The sequence below is a fragment of the Shewanella sp. 11B5 genome, assembly GCF_002836795.1.
GTDB classification, from domain to species: domain Bacteria; phylum Pseudomonadota; class Gammaproteobacteria; order Enterobacterales; family Shewanellaceae; genus Shewanella; species Shewanella frigidimarina.
Genome location: NZ_PJAP01000760.1, coordinates 1 through 1,825, shown reverse-complemented (window position 1 = coordinate 1,825; position 1,825 = coordinate 1). Strand labels below are relative to the sequence as shown.

General features: G+C 42.7%; 2 protein-coding genes. Both read left to right on the top strand.

Annotation, left to right across the window (positions count from 1 at the left end):
* Positions 1–228 (top strand): ATP-dependent Clp protease adaptor ClpS (locus tag CXF78_RS16180; protein ID WP_102037361.1); only part of this gene is annotated, 228 nt, incomplete at its 5' end.
* Positions 229–270: 42 nt separating this feature from the next.
* Positions 271–1,825: Clp protease N-terminal domain-containing protein (locus CXF78_RS16175; RefSeq protein ID WP_102037360.1), on the top strand; the 1,555-nt coding region annotated here is incomplete at its 3' end.

Genomic DNA, 1,825 nt, shown 5'->3' with positions numbered 1-1,825 from the left:
AGAAACGTTGTAATACTTCTACCGATGGACTTTGTGGTAGAAGTATTACAACGTTTCTTTGAGAAAAATGAACAGCAAGCTGTAGATATTATGTTAGCGATCCATAACCAAGGCAAAGGATTGTGTGGTGTATTTCCATTTGGGATTGCAGAAACAAAAGTTTTTCAAGTAAATCAGTTTGCAAGAGAAAACCAACATCCGTTACTGTGTACTTTAGAGAAAGTATAAAATCGATATCTCACAGTCTGTGGTTAAATTTAGGGGGTGCTTATGCTGAACAAAGACCTGGAAGTCACCTTGAACCTAGCGTTTCAGCAAGCTAGAGATTCACGTCATGAATACATGACGGTAGAACATTTATTATTAGCGCTGATTGATAATCCTTCGGCCTATGAAGCATTAATTGCTTGTGGGGCGGATGTTAATCGTTTACGAGAAGAAGTGGCTAATTTCATTCAACAAACCACGCCCATTATTGCAGAATCAACCGAAGAACGTGAAACCCAACCCACCTTGGGATTTCAACGTGTTTTGCAACGAGCCGTGTTCCATGTGCAATCGTCTGGTCGTAACGAAGTTTCTGGTGCCAATGTACTCGTTGCTATTTTTAGTGAACAAGAGTCGCAAGCGGTATATTTACTGCGTCGTTGTGATATTACCCGTTTAGATGTGGTTAATTTTATTTCTCATGGCATGTCAAAAGAAGATGATTCTGGCGAACCACAAGATCAAGAGCGCATTGACGATCAATCTGAAAATGCCGAAGACCGCAGCATGTTGGCGCAGTTTGCTGCCAATTTAAACCAATTAGCCAAAGACGGCAGTATCGACCCATTAATTGGTCGTGATGCTGAAATTGAGCGTGCAATTCAAACTTTGTGTCGTCGACGTAAGAATAACCCATTACTTGTGGGTGAAGCTGGCGTGGGAAAAACGGCTATCGCAGAAGGTTTGGCTTATCGTATCGTCAATAAGCAAGTGCCTGATGTTATGGCCAACGCGACGGTGTATTCGTTAGACTTAGGCTCATTATTAGCGGGCACTAAATACCGTGGTGATTTTGAAAAGCGTTTTAAAAGCTTATTAAAAGAACTCGCAGCTGATGAGCATGCCATTTTATTTATTGATGAAATTCATACCATTATTGGTGCTGGTGCCGCTTCTGGCGGTGTGATGGATGCATCTAACTTGCTTAAGCCATTGCTATCGAGTGGTAAGTTACGTTGCATGGGCTCAACCACGTTCCAAGAATATCAAAGCATTTTTGAGAAAGATCGTGCGTTAGCGCGTCGCTTCCAAAAAATTGATATTAATGAGCCTTCAGTTGCCGAAACCACCAAAATTTTAATGGGGCTTAAATCTAAGTACGAAGAATACCATGGGGTGCGTTATACCCAAGCTGCCATCAGCAGTGCAGCTAGCCTTTCGGCAAAACACATTAATGATCGCCATTTACCTGACAAAGCGATTGATGTGATTGATGAAGCGGGCGCTCGAATGGTGATGATGCCGCAAAGTAAACGCAAGAAAACCATTGGCCAAGCTGAAATTGAAGCAATCATTGCTAAATTGGCTCGTATCCCTGAGAAGTCGGTATCGTCGACTGACAAGGATATGTTACGCAACCTTGAACGCAACCTAAAGATGGTAGTGTTTGGGCAGGACAAGGCGATTGAGAGCCTTAGCGCGGCTATACGCTTGTCTCGCAGTGGTTTAGGTTCAGAAAAGAAACCTGTTGGTAGCTTTATGTTTGCTGGCCCAACTGGGGTAGGTAAAACCGAAGTAACCAATCAATTGGCTAATTGTCTCAACCTCAAACTCATTC